Annotated in this window: 14 protein-coding genes and 1 pseudogene; 7 read left to right on the top strand and 8 right to left on the bottom strand. The window is 68.0% G+C overall.

Annotated elements, in window-relative coordinates; all coding sequences use genetic code 11:
• Nucleotides 1-47: 47 nt before the first annotated feature.
• The 4 genes from GUY60_RS21590 to GUY60_RS21575 form a co-directional block, all read right to left on the bottom strand.
• Complete coding sequence (locus GUY60_RS21590) at nt 48-1,391, bottom strand: SCO6881 family protein (protein WP_161700326.1); 1,344 nt, start codon at nt 1,389-1,391, stop codon at nt 48-50.
• A gap of 26 nt (nt 1,392-1,417) precedes the next feature.
• Nucleotides 1,418-2,107 (bottom strand): hypothetical protein, encoded by a 690-nt coding sequence (locus GUY60_RS21585; protein ID WP_161700324.1) that lies wholly within the window; start codon nt 2,105-2,107, stop codon nt 1,418-1,420.
• Nucleotides 2,107-2,415, bottom strand: coding sequence for a DUF6112 family protein (locus GUY60_RS21580; RefSeq protein ID WP_161700323.1), 309 nt, complete (start codon nt 2,413-2,415; stop codon nt 2,107-2,109). Before GUY60_RS21580 ends, GUY60_RS21585 begins: the two co-directional genes overlap by 1 nt.
• A gap of 90 nt (nt 2,416-2,505) precedes the next feature.
• Nucleotides 2,506-3,651: a C40 family peptidase gene (locus GUY60_RS21575; RefSeq protein ID WP_161700321.1), complete on the bottom strand. Its 1,146-nt coding sequence runs from the start codon at nt 3,649-3,651 to the stop codon at nt 2,506-2,508.
• Nucleotides 3,652-4,224: 573 nt separating this feature from the next.
• Here GUY60_RS21575 and GUY60_RS21570 point away from each other — a divergent pair.
• Nucleotides 4,225-4,971: a DNA-methyltransferase gene (locus tag GUY60_RS21570; protein ID WP_161700319.1), complete on the top strand. Its 747-nt coding sequence runs from the start codon at nt 4,225-4,227 to the stop codon at nt 4,969-4,971.
• Nucleotides 4,972-5,166: 195 nt separating this feature from the next.
• Here GUY60_RS21570 and GUY60_RS21565 read toward each other — a convergent pair whose 3' ends face one another.
• Nucleotides 5,167-6,249 carry a hypothetical protein gene (locus GUY60_RS21565; protein WP_161700317.1) on the bottom strand — a complete coding sequence of 361 codons (1,083 nt, stop codon included), beginning with the start codon at nt 6,247-6,249 and terminating at the stop codon, nt 5,167-5,169.
• Between the two features lie 422 nt (nt 6,250-6,671).
• Here GUY60_RS21565 and GUY60_RS21560 point away from each other — a divergent pair, with 422 nt between their 5' ends.
• A complete protein-coding gene (locus GUY60_RS21560) occupies nt 6,672-7,694 on the top strand; it encodes a hypothetical protein (RefSeq protein WP_161700315.1) in 1,023 nt (340 codons plus the stop codon).
• A 104-nt stretch (nt 7,695-7,798) separates the two neighbouring features.
• Here the strand turns inward: GUY60_RS21560 and GUY60_RS21555 are convergent, their stop codons facing one another.
• Nucleotides 7,799-8,734, bottom strand: a complete 936-nt coding sequence (locus tag GUY60_RS21555; protein ID WP_187370093.1) for a DUF5655 domain-containing protein — start codon at nt 8,732-8,734, stop codon at nt 7,799-7,801.
• A gap of 400 nt (nt 8,735-9,134) precedes the next feature.
• Entirely contained in the window at nt 9,135-9,482 is a 348-nt protein-coding gene (locus GUY60_RS21550; protein WP_161700313.1) for an SH3 domain-containing protein, read from the bottom strand.
• A gap of 730 nt (nt 9,483-10,212) precedes the next feature.
• Here GUY60_RS21550 and GUY60_RS38560 point away from each other — a divergent pair.
• Both GUY60_RS38560 and GUY60_RS21540 read left to right on the top strand, forming a co-directional pair.
• Nucleotides 10,213-10,344: pseudogene (locus GUY60_RS38560) on the top strand (IS21-like element helper ATPase IstB); the annotation flags it as partial.
• A 380-nt stretch (nt 10,345-10,724) separates the two neighbouring features.
• Nucleotides 10,725-11,030: a hypothetical protein gene (locus GUY60_RS21540; RefSeq protein WP_161700311.1), complete on the top strand. Its 306-nt coding sequence runs from the start codon at nt 10,725-10,727 to the stop codon at nt 11,028-11,030.
• A 204-nt stretch (nt 11,031-11,234) separates the two neighbouring features.
• On the opposite strand, the gene GUY60_RS21535 is transcribed toward GUY60_RS21540, so the two are convergent.
• Nucleotides 11,235-11,594 (bottom strand): hypothetical protein, encoded by a 360-nt coding sequence (locus tag GUY60_RS21535; protein ID WP_161700309.1) that lies wholly within the window; start codon nt 11,592-11,594, stop codon nt 11,235-11,237.
• A 299-nt stretch (nt 11,595-11,893) separates the two neighbouring features.
• On the opposite strand from GUY60_RS21535, the gene GUY60_RS21530 reads away from it, so the two are divergent.
• The 3 genes from GUY60_RS21530 (at nt 11,894) to GUY60_RS21520 (ending at nt 14,611) form a co-directional block, all read left to right on the top strand.
• Nucleotides 11,894-12,535 (top strand): hypothetical protein, encoded by a 642-nt coding sequence (locus tag GUY60_RS21530; RefSeq protein WP_161700307.1) that lies wholly within the window; start codon nt 11,894-11,896, stop codon nt 12,533-12,535.
• Between the two features lie 505 nt (nt 12,536-13,040).
• On the top strand, nt 13,041-13,775 hold the full coding sequence (locus GUY60_RS21525; RefSeq protein WP_161700305.1) for a tectonin domain-containing protein: 735 nt from the start codon (nt 13,041-13,043) through the stop codon (nt 13,773-13,775).
• A gap of 191 nt (nt 13,776-13,966) precedes the next feature.
• Entirely contained in the window at nt 13,967-14,611 is a 645-nt protein-coding gene (locus GUY60_RS21520) for a hypothetical protein (RefSeq protein ID WP_188132771.1), read from the top strand.
• Nucleotides 14,612-14,812 lie beyond the last annotated feature (201 nt).

Genomic DNA, 14,812 nt, shown 5'->3' with positions numbered 1-14,812 from the left:
GGGCGGGGGCGGGCCGTGGCATGCAGCCCGCCCCCAGGTGTGGTGGGTCAGGAACCCGACGGCGGCTGGGTGGGGAACACCCAGTTCGTTGGCGTCGGAGAACCGGCGGCCGAGGGCGCGGGGCCGACAGGCGGCATGGAGGTCAGGTTGCCGCCCGGCGCCGACGCGCTGGTGACGCCTGGGACGTGCGCCTCGGAACCGTCCTCGCCGGGACGCGTGATGAGCGGTGGGATCCCGGGTCGCTGGATCAGGGCTCGGCCCTTGTCGCCGGTGGCGTTCGGGTTCTCGCCGTACCGGAAGCGGGTCTGCTGCTTGGGCGGACCGGCGTCGATTCCTTCCTTGCTGAGGCTTCCGCCGGAGGGATTGATGCCGGAGGCGACGCCATCGGCACCGGCACCGGGAACCTTGCTCGGGCCCTGCGGAGCGGGGGTTCCGGTCTTGGCCTGCATCGCCAGGGTGCCCGCGGTCTTCGCCGCTCCTGCGGCGACCGCCATGCCGGCGACGCCGGTGCGGTGCAGGTCGTCGTGGCCGCCGCCGTCGCTGGCCCAGTGCACGAACTTGTACGTCGCGTAGGGGCACAGAAGCACTAGGACCATCACGACGATGCCCGCCATCGCGTCGGACAGGGCACCCATCCCGTCGCTGGTGTCGGTTTTGCCCATGGCGGAGACGCCGATGAGGAAAACGACGGTCATCAGGAGCTTGGAGACGATCAGGGTGGCGGTGGCCTCGATCCAGCCGCGCCGCCACCGTTTGGCGACCTCCCAGCCGCCGCCGGCCCCGGCGAAGACTGCGAGCGCGACCATGATCAGGACGCCGACCTTCCGGGCCACCATGACGCCCCAGTACAGGAAGGCTCCGATCGCGCAGCCCAGGGCGACCAGGGCTGGGACGGCCCAGCCGAAGCTGTACATCGCCCCCAGTTGATTGACCTTGACCACGCGGCGGATCGCGTCGTCGACGGACGTGTTGGCCGCTTGGAACAGGCCGTTGGACAGGGCGTCAACCACGGTGATGGCGACGGTGGTGAAGGCGATGGCGGAGAAGCTGAAGAGGACGCCGGTCATGGTGCCGAACGCCGCCTGGGCCAGGGCACGTTCATCACGCCGCCAGGCCGCGAACATGAGCTGGATACAGAACGTGCCGACGGTCAGCGCGAGCCCGATGGGCAGCAGCAACTCGTAATTGTCCCGGAACCAACCGGCGTTGAGATCGATGGCGGTCGTCGCGTTGACCGTCTTGGCGGCGAGATCCGCCGCGCTGGCCGCCAGCTCGCCCGCCGACTTCGCAATCCAGGCACCGATGCCGTCGGTGACGGCTCCGGCGGGGTTGGTGGCGAATTCGACGGTGCCGCACACCGTGTCCATCAGCGGGTAGTCGCAGACTCCCATGGTGCTACCTCCTTTCTTGGGCGGGGTCAGGGAGCGACGGACGGCATGACACCGACCAGAGCGCAGGCGTGGTCAGGCCGGCACTGGACCGCGAGGGTGGCGGAACGGCTCTCCGCGCCGCCGTCGGGCGAGCCCTTCCAGGCGATCGACTGCTTGCCGGAGACCGTGACGGCGTAGACGTATGCCTGGGTGATCGCGCCCGGGTCCTCCTGAAGGGCCTGCGTGAACGCGTGCGGGAAGTGCCCCTCGTGCACCTTGGCGCGGGCGAACTGGCCGTTGGCGGCCATCTCCTTCCACAGCGCGCGAGAGGGGACGACCTTGTCGACCGAGGCCTGATCGGCGTACTTCTTCTCCGTGGTCAACCAGCCGCGCAAGGCCTTCCGCAGCTCGGTCTGCGAGTACGCACGGGTGTCGTACGACCACAGCGCCTTTGCGGCTGCCTTCCCGTACCTGATGGGGTCGTGGGTCTTCGGCGGGTCCGGAAGGGCACGAGGACCGGTGCGAGGCGTGTGCGGTCCGGACGGCGACGCGGATGGGGAGGCAGCAGTGGGCGAACTCGACGGTGGAACAGGAGAGTTGGAGGGTCCCCTGCCGTCGCGGGTGAGGTACGCGGCCAGGCCGGCGAGGGCGACGAGCACCACCAGGACGGTGGTGCCGAGCAGCGCCCGGCGGCGCACGCGCGATGCGCCGCCGGGGTGGGTGGAGTGCGGAGCCATCAGTGGACCTGCGTCCCGAGCGTGCTGAAGAAGGCCACCACGCCGTTCGCCGCGCCCAGCAGAAGGGCCGCACCGGCGCTTACCAGCACGCCCTTCTTCCCGTTCGCCTCCGCCTGGTGACCGCCGGAGTGGTGACCCCAGGCCCACACGCCCGCGCTGACGGCGAGGGCGCCGACCACGGCGATGAGGCCGAAGAGGTTGATGGAGCCCATCACCTGCTTGAGGACGGACAGGCCCGGCAAGCCGCCCTCGTTCGGCCTGATCCCGGGGTCGTAGGCGAGCTGTATGACCTGGTCGGCGAGATACATAGGGAACTCCAGTTCGTTTTACGGCACGCCAAAGCCCGCTGGGGCGAAGCGGCGGTGCGAGGAAAAGGGGGGGAGTGTGAGAAGCGCCGGTCAGACGACTCGGCGGGCCGCGAGGATCTGCGGCTTCCAGGACGCGAGGGTCGTGATGCGGACCACGTCGCCGGTGTGCGGGGCGTGGACGATCAAGCCCTGCCCGATGGCCATGCCGACGTGCTCGGGTACGGCGGCCGTCCCCTCGGTGAAGAGGAGGTCACCCGGCCGAAGGGCGTCGACCGATACCGCCTTGCCGTCCTTGACCTGCGTGTATGTCGTCCGCGTCAGCGTGACCCCGGCGGCCTTGTATGCCTGCTGCATCAGCGAGGAGCAGTCGCACCGGCCCATGGCGTCCTTGCCGTGGGAGTTCTTGCAGGTCCCGCCCCACTGGTACGGCGTGCCGAGCTGGCCGAGCGCCCACCGGATCGCCGTCCGGACCTTTCGCGGAGCGTCGGCCGGGATCTTGTACTCGGCAGGCACCGCGCCGGGCGGGATGATGCCGAAGTCGGTCCCGTCCCCGTCCGCCGAACAGACGCCCGCGGTACTGGACTTGCCGGTGTCGGTCGAGCCGGATGGCGAAGGGCTCGGCGACCGGTCACCGGCCTTTGGCAGCAGGGGCTTGATGGCCTTCTGCAGGGCGGTGGCCAGGGGTTCCCACTTGGCGTATGCCTCCGGGAAGCCCGACTTCTGCACTTCCTGGGCGGCCTGGGTGATCGAGAGGGACTGCCAGCCCGGGACCTGCTGGAGTCCCTCGTAGAACTTGGTCGAGGCGTGCACCGGGTCGAGGATCTGGTTCGCCGTGCCCCAGCCCTGCGAGGGACGCTGTTGGAACAGCCCCAGCGAGTCACGGTCGCCGTAGGTCAGGTTCCGCAGGCCGCTCTCCTGCAGGGCGGTCGCCAGAGCCACGACCTGCCCTCGGGCCGGGATGTTCATTGCGACGCCGGTGGCCTGGATCGTCTTGGCATGGGGCACCTGTTCGGCCGGGTCGTCCAGGCCCGGCACGGAGACCGAGCCCTTGCCGCCGCCGTCCAGGATGTTCTTCACCTGCGTGGCGACGGCCCCGGTATCCACACCCTGCGCGCCATCCGTCGAGCAGGGCGCGGAGGCTGAGGCGGTCCCGGCCCCGATGGCGAGGATCGGAGCGGCCAACAGGATCGGGCCGGTCGCGCAGAGACCGAGGACGGCTCCGGTCGTCTTCTTCATCGCCGCCGCCGTTCACCGAGGCGGCGGTGCCAACCGGCTGACGGGTCGGCGCGCGGAGGTATCAGGGCATGCTGCATCGCAGCGGCTCCTCGGTGTTCGTAGGAGACGCGGTGCCGACTTCTCGTGCAAAGCCGTCGGCACCGCGCCGATGTGCATCCGCCGCTCGGGCGGGCCCGGGTCAGGGGAGTTGGTAGCTCCCGGACGCCGGTGTCAGGTCACGCGCGGCAGCCAGCCGCGCTCGTAATCTCAGGCAGTACACCGGGGCTCCTGACGGCGTGCGGAAGGAAAGAGGGCAGCGTGCCTTCCGTACCTTTCGACTGGACGAGACAGCACGGATAAGCACAGGTCAGCGGGGGTGGAGCGAGGCTCCTGCCCGGTGACACGGCGAGACAGTAGAACGGGATTCCGGCCGCGCCAAACGACTCCCAGACGCGGGCCGACAGCATGGTCCACCTCGTTAGGTCCGGCCGGATAACGCCGCTAACCTCCGGCCCAACCCCGCCCGAGCTGAACGCCGTTGAGGCTGTCCCGGCGCGGGCCCAGATCCGCGATGCCTGAGAGAGGCCCTCCCACATGAGCTACACGCTGCACCGAGGCGACGCCCTGACCGTGCTGAAGTCCCTCCCGGATGAGAGCGTCGACGCCGTGATCACCGACCCCCCGTACAACTCCGGCGGGCGCACCAGCGCGGACCGCACCGGGCGTACCGCGCGGGCCAAGTACGTCACCAGCAACTCGGCCCACGACCTCGCCAACTTCCCCGGTGAGAACCGCGATCAGCGCTCGTACCGCTCCTGGCTGACCGAACTGCTCACCGAGTCCTACCGGGCCGCGACCGAGCACGCGGTCGCCGTCGTCTTCTCCGACTGGCGCCAGGAGCCGACCACATCCGACGCCCTGCAGATGGCCGGGTGGACCTGGAGCGGCACGATCCCTTGGATCAAGCCCGCCAGCAGGCCGCGCAAGGGCGGCTTCAAGCAGTCCGCCGAGTTCATCACCTGGGGAGTCAAGGGCAGCCTGGCCAAGGACCGGGACCTGTACCTGCCCGGCCACTTCATCGCCTCGCAGCCCCGCAAGGACCGCGTGCACATCACCCAGAAGCCGGTCGAGATCATGCAGCAGCTCGTACAGATCTGTCCCGAGGACGGCGTCGTCCTCGACCCGTTCACCGGCAGCGGCTCCACGGGCGTCGCGGCCCTTCGCGAGGGACGTCGCTTCGTGGGCGTCGAACTGTCCTCGCACTACGCTGACGTGGCCGAGCAGCGGCTCCGCGCCGAGCTGACGAAGGACGACTTCGCCCTGGCCGGACCGGAGGCATAAAGGTGAGACCAGCAGGCCGGCGCCAGGCAGACCACATGCCGATGGGCGGTCGGAGCTTGAGTTCAGTGTTGCTCCGGCCGCCCATTGTCGTGCCTACGTCCGGCGTAGGTGCCCGAAGCGGTTCAGAGAGGTGCTCCGGTGTAGACACGCCGTGGGTACAGGCTGAGGAGCGTGGACCTGGTCGTCTACGAGCCGTCAATGAGCTTTCTGCCGAAGGCGATGAAGTTCCTTCTCCCGCCTCTTAATCACGCGCTGAAGATGCCCGACCGTGTCGTGATGGCGGTGGCAGTTCGGGGCACAGTCCGCAGTCATGCCCGGGGGGTTTCCCGTCACGCGTGCGATCTGGGTGCTGGGACTGCCGGTGAAGGCGAGCGCTTGGTTGTACTCGGCGACTTCACAGTCCGGACCCGCCTCGAGCATCTGCAAGTCGAGCCGGCCGGGTGCGTGATCGGGACCGTTGAACCAGAGGCGGCAGCCCTTCTTCCCGTAGCTGCACGAGCAGGTGCGCATGTCCTCCGTGAGTGCGATCCCGCAGACGGGGTGGGTGAGGTGCTCAACGAGGAGGTCGTGATCCGTCCAACGCGTTCCTGCGAAGGTCAACTGAAACCCGTATGTGTCGGCATGCTTGGTGAAACCGGCCATGTCGAGCCAGTCGGCTCCTGACCGGAAGATCAGCAGGCGACGCAGTAGCGCGCTGCCGAACTCTGCAGTCTCCTGCCATTGCCGCTCGAACCATCCGTGCTCGTGAGCGAAAGCCCGCTCGCCCTGCGTCAGACCGAGGTGCCTGCACGGTGACTGCTCGTTGTGCTTGACCGCAGTCATGTGTCGGATTTCCTCCGCCTGCGCCCAGGCTCGGTCGGGTACGCCCTCTAGCCGGATACGCGCGTTGGTTCCATGGAGTTCGAGGTCGAGCCTGCCATGGCCGTCCTTGGCCACGCGTAGACCGCTGATTCCGTGCAGATCGTGCTTGCCTCCGGACGAGAAGAGACCCCAGGAGATCAGGTCGGCCAATCCGTCCGGATCGGAGTCGGCCGCGAAGCGGACGACGGGACGACGCTCGTTGGGGATAACACGCAGAATGCGCAGAGGCCGGGTCGTGTAGGTGGTGGGGTGGTCCAGCAGGGCCCGAAGGACCTGGCTCTCAAGGAAGGCCTGCTGACCCTGGGCTGCGGGGATGGGCGGGCTTCCTTCGGGCAACCGCTCGATGCGCTCTTTCGCACCGGACCAGGTCTCCCCGGTGTAGCGGCGGCACAGGTCGATCAGTTCGCTTTTTGGCATGGCAGCTCCCTTCACCATGCGCTGCCGGATCCTCAGCGCGGGATGAGCCATTGCCTGCGAGAACGATGGTTGTTCGGGGTGCGGCAATACAGGGAGGGCACCTGGGGCTTTCGACACGCTGCGCGATCGATCCGGGGCGCACGACGAGGGTCCCTCAACCCGGGGCGGACCGTAGCCGAGCCGAAGCTGATCCGGCAAGCAGCTGCCACCGTCCGGGTGAACGGCGCGCCCAGGATTGCCAGAAGGGCGAAAGTCGGACGTAGGCCCTGCTACCTTCCAGCTGCGGCCAGCCACCGCTCCCCGGAGACACATCGGCCCCTTTCGTCTCCAAGCTCGGGTGAACCGGTTTCCAGATGCCCCTCCACGCTTCATTGGGATCTCAACTTCCGCACGTCCTGGGCCGAGACGTTCAGGAGAGACCCATGAGCACGATGCGGCAAGACATCCACCTGCTCCGGTGCCGGTACACAGGCGAGAGCGTCCAGCAGGCCCACCGGGCAATCGGCCTGCTTGATCCTGAAGCGCCGCCCATCCCGACAGCCGCTTCGAGCGACCAGCAGTTCCTGGAGGCACGGGTTTTCGTGAACCTCCTGGAGTCCCGACACTGCTACACCCGCCATCCTCTCGGAATCGCCGCGGTGTACCCGGAGCCGGACGGCATCGCCCTTCGCGTGGAGAGCGAAGTGAGGGCAGCCGAGATCCTCTTCAACCTGCTCCCCACGTACGTCTCCGACCACGAGGTCCACGGCGTGCCCGGCCTGCGCATCACACGACGCGAACTAACGGCGATCGAACTGCGCGTGCTCGGAACGCCCACCCGGCTGCGCCTGACTGGCCTGCCCGCGACTTCCTGGCGCAAGGCAGTCGCGAGGATGCTGGACGAGTGGATCGACCCGACCCCCGCATTCCTGTGCTGGCAGTCCTCGCCCAAGGCGTGGAGTAAAGCCGAGCGAGCCCATCACGCCAGGTGGGAAGACGTGGACGACACATATACGCAGGTCCAACGACGTGGTGCGTGGCTGGGCAGCGGGCTGCTCCGCCGGGCGGCCCTCCTGCACACCGTGTCCAACACATTCTTCGCCGACGGCTACCACGGCAGCGGTGAAACGGCACGACTGGTCCTGCGCACCTCTCACGTCCGTCGGCAGGGACCGGGCCCGCACAACATCGTCGCCGCTCTCGCCCACCCAGAGTTCGGGCTTCCCCTTCATCTCAAGCGGTTCCGCGGTGATACCGATGAGGGCCTGTGCGGGGACCAGCAGTTCGTCCTCGGAGACGGCGGCAAGACGGCCATCCTCGATCTCCGGACCGAATCTGTAGGACGCGGCTCCGGGATCGAACCCGAACTCTGGGAGAGGATCCTCCGCCGCCTCCCCGAATCGGGATTCACGCAGAGCCTCTCCCTGAGCGTCCTCGCCGGACTCGGCGGCTCTGGGTCGGCGTAGACGAGCCGTCCCGGGACAAGGTGACCGCCCTCGACGAGCGAAGCGGGCACTACGCAACTCCGGCGCGACGATTCCTGCGGAGCCCTGGCGCAGCTACTCCTGCGTCAGGCCGCCTCGTACGCTCGCCGGATCAGCGGCGCCGCCTTCTCCAGGTCGGCCGCCGAGACGAGGCGCACCTCCAGGTCCCCGGTCCCCAGGTGCCCAATGCCGCGCATGTCCCGGGTGAAGCCCTCCTCCAACTCGACCGTATCCGGGTCGAGTCTGAGGTACACCAGGATCGCCTCGTGCTTCGGACGGAAGATCACCGATGCCACGTTCACCAGCCGCCGGTAGGCGATGTAGTGCCGCAGCGGCGCCACTTCAACCTCGCCCCACGCGGTGAGCGCGTCGTCCAACTCTGCGTACAGGTCTCGCAGAGACCCCGGGACGAGGCCGGCGCTCACTGGCGGAGAAGCCGCCGGTCCAGCTGGCGCGCTCTCGACCGCCGCCTCCCGCCCCCGATTCCGCCGGGACGAAGCTGCGGTCGGCGCGCCAGGCCAGGAGTCGACGAGCAGAAGGCTCAACAGGCCGCCCTCGAAGATGCGGTAGCGCACCAGGTCGATCCGCTCGGGCAGCCGCTGCACGGCCACGCGATCGTGGTGAGAGAAGCTGGCCGCGATGCAGACCATCCGCGGGCGACGCCAGTCGATGGACTCGGCAACCTCCGCGCCCAGCACCTTCCGGACCAGCGCCTCGAACTCGTAGTGCGCCGACTCCAACCAGGTCATGTAGGAGACGGCCTGCGACAGCACCCCGCTGTCGGAGCCCTTCTTGAACTCGATCACCACCGGGCTGCCGTTCTCGTCCAGCCCCAAGGTGTCGATCCGCCCCCGATGCCACGGACCGGTCGCGTACTCAGACGCCAGGAACCGGATGCCGAGCATCTGCTCAAGCCCCGTCTCGACGCGACGCTGCAGCTCAGCCTCCAGCGCCACCGTCGAACCCCGAAGCTCAGCATCCCGCCCCTCGGCATCCTGCCGAAACAGCATCAGCTCGGCCACCAGCGTCCCCCTTCCGCGATCCTTACATGGGGACCAATCGAAATGGCCAGAGCGGTATTCCAGACGGGGGGCAGCCGCTCGCGTTGGGATGGTGCACCCGCACCTACGCAGCATCACGCACGGTGACGATGGCCGGGCGTCGCGGCGGCGACGAGTTCGGAGGCGTCAACGTCGATCCGATGAGGGTGCAGGTCCTGATGCCGATGCCGGTAATGGAGATCAAGCACTTGGTGGCTCTTCGATCCTGTCACCGTGTCCTACGGCGGGCACAACGCAGAGGCCGCACTCCAGCACGGAGTACGGCCCCTAACCCGATGTGATCGAAGTCGTTCCCTGCGGGGTCTGCCCCGCCACGTGACTACGTCACGGGCACTTAAGGGAATGCTTCGTGGCCCGCCGGTCAGTCGAGACACATTCCTGCCGCGCGGTACACGTACTTCCCTGAGGTCCAGCCCTTTATGCCGGTGGTCTTGTTGATGACGTACACCCAACCGCCCGACTTCTTCTTGGCCTTGAAGCTGTGCGACTTGTGCAGCACACCGCGCGCTGTGGACTTCGACGACGGGTGCGAACGGATCTTCACCGCACTCGTACCGTGCACCGCCCAGGGGCCGGGCCCGGTGCAGTAACCGCTGGTGGAGGCGGGGGGCGCAGCCGGCAGGGCGGCATGGGCGGCGGACGCGGTGACGAAGGGAAGCGCTAGGGCTCCCAGGACGGACGCGGTGACGGCTATACGGGAAGTGCGCATGGGGAACCTGACCTCATGAAGCGGAAACGGATGTCCAGAAAGTGGCCCGCACCTTTCGGTGCCGGCCGCGTCCAAGAATCAGGAGAATCCGCGGTTTGGTGAGGCCGGAAAATTGCTTTACGGTGCGCTCCGCTTCGATGCGGTTCGGCTAACCAGTCGTAGCAACGAGGCACAGATTCCATGGCTGCCGGACGGGTCTGCCAATACCTAACTCCCGTCCCGCGCAATCGTTTTGTTCCGGTGCAACCTGCAGTTGGGGGACCTGTGAGAGGTGACCGCATACCCAGCCTCGCGGTCCGTACCGGCTTCGCTTGAAGCGCTCCTGTCGGTGCTTCCGCGGAGAGTGGGGCCGACCGCACGAGGCACTGTGGAAGACCTACAACCCGCGCGGCAGGTCTTGTTGGAGTCGTTGGCGCACTCTCCGGTGGCCAGCCGGTGGCCGGACGCCTTTGGACGACAGAACATCGGCGAGCACAGGCCGGGCGGCCACACATGCTCTGATCAGGCAGAACGTCACTCAGCAGCACAGGCAAGAACCACGCAGCACGAACGCTCGCGGTCTTGTAATGCGTAGGTCGTCGGTTCGAATCCGACAGGGGGCTCCGGCAAACCCCAGGTCAGACGCTGTCTGACCTGGGGTTTTCGTTTATCGGATGCGTCGGCGGCGCCGGGCCCGCTCGACTCGGCTGTCGCTGGTCTCAGTCCTGGTCTCAGCTGGGCGTTCCGGGGCAGAGACCCCCGGCCCTGCGCGGCCGTCGTCGACCGCCTCACCTTCAACGGGACCATCATCGAAACCGGCACTGACTCCTACCGGCTCGCCTCGAGGCGAGCGCGGGCCGAGGAGGAGGCCAAGGCCGGGTGACCGCTACTGGCTCTATTCGGCATCACCGTTGATGAGGGTCCGCAGTGGCCTAACGCCACATCTCCGCACCGTCACGCCCACTCGGGTCCATCGTCAAAAGGTCTTCGTGAAGAGGCGAGAGGGGACGGCCGGTGGAACCTCCGTCCTCGCCGGACTCCATGACCGACCAGCCGACATCGACCCCTGACACGTTCACGTCCCCGCCGCAGTCGAGCTCGTCCACCACGGCGAATACCGATTCGTAGGCGGTAGCCCGAGCCGGCGCTGCCAGGTCGTCCCGGTCCGCCCCTGCATCCAACAAGCGCCGGGCTGCCGGCACTTGTTCCACTGGCTGGGCCGCCCTGCCCGCCCTGACGACGGCAGTGATAACGTCCCGGGCCATGTCAGCCCCCAGTTCCCCCGAGAACGCCCAGTCGGCTGCCCCGCCCCGTCGGACCGCTGGGCGCATCATCGGCGGCGTCGTCCTGCTTCTCCTTGCGGTGGGCCTGCTGTACGGCGGGATCAGTGCAGTCGCCGATCCGGCCGCTGTCGTCGCCAGCTCCGCGAACACGGGGCGCAGCGCGGACACCGAAGCCGAAGCCAAGATCGGCGGCCTGCTGCTGTGCTTCTTCGGGATCACGGTCCTGGGCTTCGGCATCAGCCTGCTGAAGACGAAGTCCGCCAAGGGCACGCAGTCCAGCACCTGACCGTCAGGCGGTGACGCACGCAGATCGCCGGTCGAAGCCGACCGGTCGGCCCCCAGTGCTGCCACGGCGCCGACGGTGGACCCGCTGACCCCTCGTCAAGATCCGCGTCAAGATCCGCCGGACAGGGCCTAGGCCGTGTCCGGAAGTCATGGGAGCCGGAGTCGCAGGCAGGCGAGGGTGCTCCTCACAGGCCGCCGACCTCGGCTAGAGGCCCGCATCGCGCATGCCGGGCAAGGCGTAGCCCTCGTCCTCGTCCCACGCGACATCGAGGTCCTGGATGTGCACGCGCCACTCCGCTCCCGGCAGAGCACGGCGCAACTCGGTGACTGAGTCCAGCACATGGACGATCACCGGCAGCACTCGGTGGGGGTCGAAGGGCATCTTGGTGGACCCGGCCACGATCTCGTCCGGCTCGCCGCCACCGTCTTCGTACAGGCGGAGGCTTTCCTCGTCCTGGTACGGGAAGGACGGCACGCGGGCGGCGACGATGCGTTCGACCGTGGACGTCTCGGCTGCCGTGAGCGGCACCGCCCGGCTCGCGCAGTAGTAGAGAGAGACGCTCATGGCCCCGAGCGTACTGATGGGGTACGACAACGCCGCCGGGCACACACCTGGTCGGCGCTCGACCTAGTCAGAGATTCGTCGGCAGTGAGCGGCGACTTTGTCGTCAACGACCCAAGCTTGGGCTGATCACGCCGGCCCTGCTCAGCCGTCTGCGGACCTGCCGAGCGCGGCGTGGGAGTCGACGCGTCGAGACGTTCCCGCTATCTGACACACACCAAATACGCACACTGGCCTGACAAGCTGCGCGGGACATCGCCGGTATCGGCGGACAATTTCATCAAATAGCGAGGGTCTGACACATGCGCAAGGCACGTATCGCACTGACGGCCGCTCTGGTCACCACGCTCGGCCTCGGACTTACGGCGTGCGGCGGCGACACTGAGGACGGAGCGGCGGAGAAGGAGTCGCCGGCGACGACGGCGCCCGATCCGGCCAAGGAGAGCCCGAGCGCCGACGGCGGCGAGAACGAGGGCGGCGACGCCCAGCCCGCGGGTGATGTCACCGCGCCGGGCACCGAGCTCAAGGTCGGCGACAAGGCGGTCCTGCCCTTCGAGTACGCCAAGAAGAAGGGCACCCTCGCCATCACCGTCACAGCGATCGACAAGGGCGCTGAAGCCGACATGTCCAAGTTCGGCGAGCGGGCGAAGGGCCTGACGCCGTACTTCATCAAGATGAAGGTGGAGAACGTCGGCGACGCCGACCTCGCGCGCGCGTACGTACAGCTGAGGGGCCTTCTCGACGGTGGCCAGAGCACAGGCGTCTCGCTGATCGGTGACATCCCGGGCAAGTGCGAGAAGGAATCCGCGCCCGCCGAGTTCGGCAAGGGCGGGTCGTTCGAGACCTGCTCGCTCGCCGCGTCGCGGAGCGGCGACGTCACGGGCGCCGAATTCGACGAGGGCGACGCGTACAGCGACAAGCCGGTCGTCTGGACAGCCGGCTGATCCGTCCCCGACGTCCCGCCTGACGCCCCTTGGAGACCGGCCCGTTGGGTCTGGGGAGGGGGGGAAGATCGAGTGGTCCATCACCTGGCTATTCGGCTTTCGCCGCCTCACCGTCCAGGGGGCTCTTGCTGGAGGGGTCCGGATCGGTGAGAGGGCCGAGTCGGTGACGAGCCGTTCGAAGACGCTTCATCAAGTGCTCGTGCTCGTGCTCGTGCTCGTGCCCGTACTCGTCCACGGAACGGATTTCGGCAGACCAGCCCAGTGCAACGGGCCCTCTGCGGACGCAGAGTCAACGCGCGGATTTCTTGCGGCCCTGGACGGGTGACGTTTCATTCGGCCGATCACGGTCTGACCAGGGGCCTCTCCCTCCGGACGGGCAGGGGCCCGGCCGCGGTCAAACATCGATTTTCTGCCTGCTTTGTCGATCAGGCGGTCTGCGGCCGGGTGCTGCGGCGCCAAGAGTGTGGGGGTTCGGACTCCTCGACTCGACTGAAAGTAGCCAGGCATGCCTGAGTGGAAGCAGATCCGTGGCAACCTCACCGCGATCTCGGCCGGTTCCCGGACGAACGTGTGGGGTGTCAACGGTGCTGGCAACATCTACAAGTTCTCCGGTTTCGACGACCTGCAGTCCAGCCCGTGGATTCAGATTCCGGGCAGCCTGGCCGACATCGGTGCTGCCGCCGACGGCACCGTGTGGGGTGTGAACAGGGCGGGCAACATCTACCGCTACGCCGGCGACCAGGAGGAAAGCGCTGACTACTGGGTTCAGATCCCCGGCAATCTGACCCGTATCGCGGTCGGTTCCCGGACGAACGTGTGGGGCGTCAATGCCGCCGGCGACATCTACAAGTTCTCCGGCTACGACTTCCTCGACCCGAGCCCGTGGATCAAGATCCCCGGCAGCCTGGCCGACATCGGTGCGGGTGCTGACGGCACGGTCTGGGGCGTCAACCGCAACGGCAACATCTACCGGTACGCCGGGGACCAGAACAACAAGAACCACTGGGTCGAGATCTCCGGGAACCTGACCCGTATCGCGGCCGGGTCGCGGACGAACGTGTGGGGCGTCAACTCCAACGACAACATCTACAGCTTCTCCGGCTACGACGACCTCGGCTCCAGCCCGTGGAACCAGATCTCGGGCAGCCTCACCGACATCGGCGCCGCCGCTGACGGCACCGTCTGGGGCGTCAACGCCGCGGGGAACATCTACCGCTACAACGGCGACGGACAGGACTGACCGCTCCAGCAGTGACACGGTTCCCCGGCCGGTGGCGAGGCCGGGGAACCACGCTTTTCCTCCGTCGCGCCGGCTACCCACTAACCGTTCGACGGGCCGGGCCGGGACAGGCATGATCCGCACTTGTGACCAAGTCGAAGCAGCTCCTTGTCCAGGCGGCCGCCCGCAACAACGCCGAGTGGTGCGCAGCGATGAGCCGATCGCACGGCCTGGCAGGCGAGTTCGGCGTACAGGCCTGGACCGCCCCGGCCCGCACGCCGCTGTACTACCCCGACGCGGTGACCCTGGTGCCGGGCGCCGACCCGGCCGCGCTGGCGGCGCGGATCGACACCGCAGTGCCTGGTGCCTCCGTCAAGGACAGCTTCGCCGACCTCGACCTGACGGAGGCCGGGTTCCAGGCCCTCTTCGAAGCGGAGTGGATCCACCGCCCGGCGAGCGCACCCACCATCACGCCGGACCTTGACTGGAACGTGGCGGGTGATCCGGACACGCTGCTCGCCTGGGCGCTCGCCTGGGACAACGGGGACGGCAACGCGGACCTCTTCCGGCCCGAACTGCTCGACGACCCGGCCACCTTCGTACTCGCCGGCCGGTCCGCCGACGGCCGGGTGGTCGCCGGAGCGGTGGCGAGCCGCAGCGACCAGGTCGTCGGAATCTCCAACGTCTTCGCGCTGGATGGAGGACCTGACGCGGCCTGGCCGGTCGTACTCGACGCCGTGCACTGGCTGTTCCCCACCCTGCCGGTGGTCGGCTACGAGCACGGCGATGACCTGGCGGCTGCCCTGCGCCATGGCTTCGAGCCGGTCGGCCCGCTGCGGATCTGGCTGCACGGCTAGATCGGGTTCAGGGCGCTCCCCCGCGCCGCACAGGCATCGCAGGAATCGGGTAACCCCCTGCCCCCTACTGTGAGTTGATCGCTCCCAGCATGTTCAGCCGGGACGCGCGCCGGGCCGGCCAGAGCGCTGCCAGGATGCCGATGGTGAGGGAGAGGGCGAGGAGCAGGGTCAGGCGGGGGACCGGGAGGGTGGTGGTGTACG

It is taken from the genome of Streptomyces boluensis (assembly GCF_009908195.1).
Classification (GTDB): domain Bacteria; phylum Actinomycetota; class Actinomycetes; order Streptomycetales; family Streptomycetaceae; genus Streptomyces; species Streptomyces boluensis.
Note: the sequence above shows the minus strand (reverse complement) of the source record. Positions and strands in the feature narration are given on the sequence as shown.

What these genes read in the sequence shown, in the direction of transcription:
- GUY60_RS21590 (WP_161700326.1), bottom strand. Translation starts at nt 1,391, where the DNA reads ATGGGAGTCTGCGACTACCCGCTGATGGACACGGTGTGCGGCACCGTC.
- GUY60_RS21520 (WP_188132771.1), top strand. Translation starts at nt 13,967, where the DNA reads ATGAGCCGATCGCACGGCCTGGCAGGCGAGTTCGGCGTACAGGCCTGG.
- GUY60_RS21530 (WP_161700307.1), top strand. Translation starts at nt 11,894, where the DNA reads ATGCGCAAGGCACGTATCGCACTGACGGCCGCTCTGGTCACCACGCTC.
- GUY60_RS21550 (WP_161700313.1), bottom strand. Translation starts at nt 9,482, where the DNA reads ATGCGCACTTCCCGTATAGCCGTCACCGCGTCCGTCCTGGGAGCCCTA.
- GUY60_RS21585 (WP_161700324.1), bottom strand. Translation starts at nt 2,107, where the DNA reads ATGGCTCCGCACTCCACCCACCCCGGCGGCGCATCGCGCGTGCGCCGC.
- GUY60_RS21525 (WP_161700305.1), top strand. Translation starts at nt 13,041, where the DNA reads ATGCCTGAGTGGAAGCAGATCCGTGGCAACCTCACCGCGATCTCGGCC.
- GUY60_RS21565 (WP_161700317.1), bottom strand. Translation starts at nt 6,249, where the DNA reads ATGCCAAAAAGCGAACTGATCGACCTGTGCCGCCGCTACACCGGGGAG.
- GUY60_RS21560 (WP_161700315.1), top strand. Translation starts at nt 6,672, where the DNA reads ATGAGCACGATGCGGCAAGACATCCACCTGCTCCGGTGCCGGTACACA.
- GUY60_RS21535 (WP_161700309.1), bottom strand. Translation starts at nt 11,594, where the DNA reads ATGAGCGTCTCTCTCTACTACTGCGCGAGCCGGGCGGTGCCGCTCACG.
- GUY60_RS21540 (WP_161700311.1), top strand. Translation starts at nt 10,725, where the DNA reads ATGTCAGCCCCCAGTTCCCCCGAGAACGCCCAGTCGGCTGCCCCGCCC.
- GUY60_RS21570 (WP_161700319.1), top strand. Translation starts at nt 4,225, where the DNA reads ATGAGCTACACGCTGCACCGAGGCGACGCCCTGACCGTGCTGAAGTCC.
- GUY60_RS21575 (WP_161700321.1), bottom strand. Translation starts at nt 3,651, where the DNA reads ATGAAGAAGACGACCGGAGCCGTCCTCGGTCTCTGCGCGACCGGCCCG.
- GUY60_RS21580 (WP_161700323.1), bottom strand. Translation starts at nt 2,415, where the DNA reads ATGTATCTCGCCGACCAGGTCATACAGCTCGCCTACGACCCCGGGATC.